General features: G+C 62.4%; 3 protein-coding genes. 1 reads left to right on the forward strand and 2 read right to left on the reverse strand.

The genetic code is table 11. From position 1 onward, the window contains the following. Positions 1-1,185 (forward strand): hypothetical protein (locus E5W87_RS15705; protein ID WP_292398937.1); only part of this gene is annotated, 1,185 nt, incomplete at its 5' end. 365 nt (positions 1,186-1,550) lie between these two features. Here E5W87_RS15705 and E5W87_RS15710 read toward each other — a convergent pair. Beyond that, on the reverse strand, positions 1,551-1,970 hold the full coding sequence (locus E5W87_RS15710; RefSeq protein ID WP_292398939.1) for a DOPA 4,5-dioxygenase family protein: 420 nt from the start codon (positions 1,968-1,970) through the stop codon (positions 1,551-1,553). 125 nt (positions 1,971-2,095) lie between these two features. Continuing rightward, positions 2,096-3,221, reverse strand: a 1,126-nt coding sequence (locus E5W87_RS15715) for a serine hydrolase (RefSeq protein ID WP_292398942.1), incomplete at its 5' end; no start/stop codon positions are given.

Here is a 3,221-nt window from a genome sequence, read left to right on the forward strand (position 1 = left end):
CGCCCAACTTCGCCTGAGATCCCGCGACTGCTGGTCGAGACGTTTGACGATCTTTCAGCAACGGAGGCCTCCAGTGCAATTGCGAGCGGATTGACACAGGAAATTGTCGGGCAACTCTCTAAGTTCAAGGACGTCATCGTCGTCCAGTCTTCCGAAAATTTGGTCGCGCCGTCGCGCTTTGTTCTTGCGGGAAGCGTCCACCTGTCGGCCGATTCCTTCCGGCTTCGGGTCAGGTTTATCAACCGCGCCGACGGCTCCGTGCTGTGGGCGGAAAGTTATGATGGAAAGATGGATGTCGCCCCGCTTCTTGAGACCGAGGCCAATATCGCACAGAAAGTGGCGACGAGCCTGGCCCAGACATACGGCGTGATCTTTCAGGCGGACGCGTCGCTCAACGTCTCGAATCCTCCCGACGATTGGGCTGCCTATTCCTGCACGCTTTCCTTCTATGCATACCGGGCAAACCTCGATCAAAAGGCACTTCCAGCGGTGCGCGTGTGTCTGGAGAAGGCCGTTGAGCACTTCCCGGGCTACGCCACCGCCTGGGGTCTGCTGTCGCAAGCCTATATCGACGAGATTCGATTCCTCTATCCTCCCGACGAAGCGGCGACTTCGGCCTCGATCGCTCGCGCTCTTGCCGCGGCCAGGCGGGCCGTGGAACTGGACCCGCTCAATATTCGCGGCCTGCAGGCGGAAATGTTCGCGCTCTATTTCAGCAAAGAGATCGAGGCGGCGCTGTTGGTGGGCAAACGTGCCTTGAACATTAACCCCAACGATACCGAACTGATGGGCGAGTACGGATATCGGCTGGCGCTTTCAGGAGACTGGGACCACGGCTGCCCGCTGGTCGCGGAAGCTCGCACGCGCAATCCGGGTCCCTTGGCCTATTACGAGACCGCGCTTGCCCATTGCGCCTATTTTCGCGGCGATTATCCGCAGGCGGCCATGTGGATCAGGAAAGCAACGGTTCCCGGCAATGCCTACTATCACACCATCGCGGCCGCGATTTTCGGCGAGGGCGGATATGAAGCGGACGCGCGGCGCCAGCGTGTCTGGCTTGAAGAAAACGCGCCAGGCATGATCAAGAACCTCCGGCAGGAGGTCGCGATGCGGATGATTCGACCAGAGGACGTTGATTTCTTCCTCGGTTCGCTCAAAAAGGCCGGGTTCGCGTTCAAGGACTGATCGGACGTAAACTCTAGCCGTGGGATACGAACTTACATGCCGTTTTGCGCCCGTCCAGCTCAGCGATGCGCACCCGAGGTGTTGGTTCGGCCGCGGGAACCGCAGCACGGCGACGAAGTTTCCCGAAACCATGCGGTCGGCATTCGCACAGTCCGGTCATTTTTCCAAACAGGTGCTCAAGTCAGCTCATGGCGCAACCCTGGCTTCCAGAGTGGTCGCCGGCTATGTCCGCTTCCAGCCGGTGGCAAAGCTGGGCTTAACGGCCGAAATGAGGCGCAAAGCGGGCGGTCATGCCTGTCTGAACTGCACTGCAGGCACACGCGATTCCGACGCCGAACCTCACATACCGAACGGCGCGCTCGCCCCTAAGCCCCCAGCGTCGGCTCGGTATTCACCTCCAGCGCTTCTTCCGCCTCATCGTCCTCGCCAAGAATCTCCCCGTTCACCCCCAACGCCCGCCCGATCCAGATCGGATCGACCAGATGGTCGCGCTTGGGGTTGGTGGTGTTCGGATGGATGAGGATGCTCAAGCCGCCGTGGTTCAGCATAAGCCATGGAACGAGGGTAGCGAAAATCCCGGTCGCGAACGAGACCTGGTACATGGTCTGCTCATGCGGGCCGACCGGCCCATCGCGCCAATTGCCCAGGCGCACGCGGAAACGCTCGCCGATGCGCAGGCGCAGCCATTCGGCATGCTGCCGCTCGGCCTGCCCGTCGTAGTAGATATGCGCGTGATAGCTGGCAATTTCCGAAAGCGGCCTTGGACTGGCGGCGTCTTCGTTCACCTCAGTGCTCTCCTTCGACGATTATGGCGCCCGGCAGACCCGAAGCATGGAAGGTCGGCCCTGTCGAGGCAGCGTTGATGCCGCGTCTTGCAGGGGGATAACTGGGACAACCGTCTCATTTGACCCTAGTCACCCACGCGCCGCAGTGTGCCGAGATGATTGTCGTCGAGAAACTCTATGGTCATGGCCGACGCCTTGCCGTCGGGGCCGACGACAAAGCCCACGCCCGAGGGCATGTCCGGCGTCTCGGCGTCCGGGAAGGTCACGAACAGGTCGCCGTCGAAATGCTTCAATGAATAGGACCGCGCGCCGGCTGGCCCGACCTTGAGCACAAGAGCGTCTCCGGCACTCGACACGACCGCATCGCCGATGAAGTCGTTGAAATAGCGGCCTGCATAGGCACTGGCCGGCGCGGCCGGCCTTGCCGGAGACGGTGGCGCGGCATAGGTGGCCTTGGCCCTCGCGACCGCCGGGCCGAACAAGCTCGCATAGGTATCGTCCCATGCCTTGACCCAGTCCTTCTCGACCGTTCCGTCAAAGGCGAGATCGGCGAAGCTGTCGGACAGCCCTTCCGGTACCCCTGTCGAAAAGGCGTTGGCGACGATCACGATGCCAAGCTTCTCCTCCGGGAAGAGCGTCACCAGGGTGCGTGCGCCGACGCTGAAGGCGCCGGCATGGCCCCAGCTCAGGCCATGACGGCCGAATTCGACATTCCAGCCGAGGCCGTAGAAGGACGTGCCGCCGGAGACGGGGTTCTTGCCGCGCGCCATCAGGGGAACATGCGTCTGGTCCAGAGCGTCGGCTTTAATGAGTGTCTCGCCGGCATAGACCCCATTGCCGAGCACGAGGCGCACCCATTGCGAGAGATCGCGTGCCGTGGAGCTGACGCCGCCTGCGGGCGCCTGCGCATCCGGGTCGCGCTTTACCTTCGCGGCCCAGACGCCGTCGATCTTGACGTGGAGCGCGGCGCGATTGGCGTGCTTGATGAAGTCCGCATGACGGGAGCTGGTCGAGGCCATTCCAAGCGGACGGTAGAGCTTCTCCTCGGCGATCTCCTCCCAAGGCTTGCCCGTCGGCTTGGCAGCAGCGACGGCACCCTCGGTCAGTCCGAAATTGCTGTAGGAGTAGCCGGCGCGAAAGCTCGTCGATGGTGACACGAAGCGCAGACGACGCAGGATCTCCGCGCGGTCGTAGCCAATGTCCTCGAGGTCGTCTCCGGCGGTGCCGGGAAGTCCGCTGCGGTGCGAAAAC

Origin of the sequence: Mesorhizobium sp., assembly GCF_004962925.1 — a bacterium.
Taxonomy (GTDB): domain Bacteria; phylum Pseudomonadota; class Alphaproteobacteria; order Rhizobiales; family Rhizobiaceae; genus Mesorhizobium.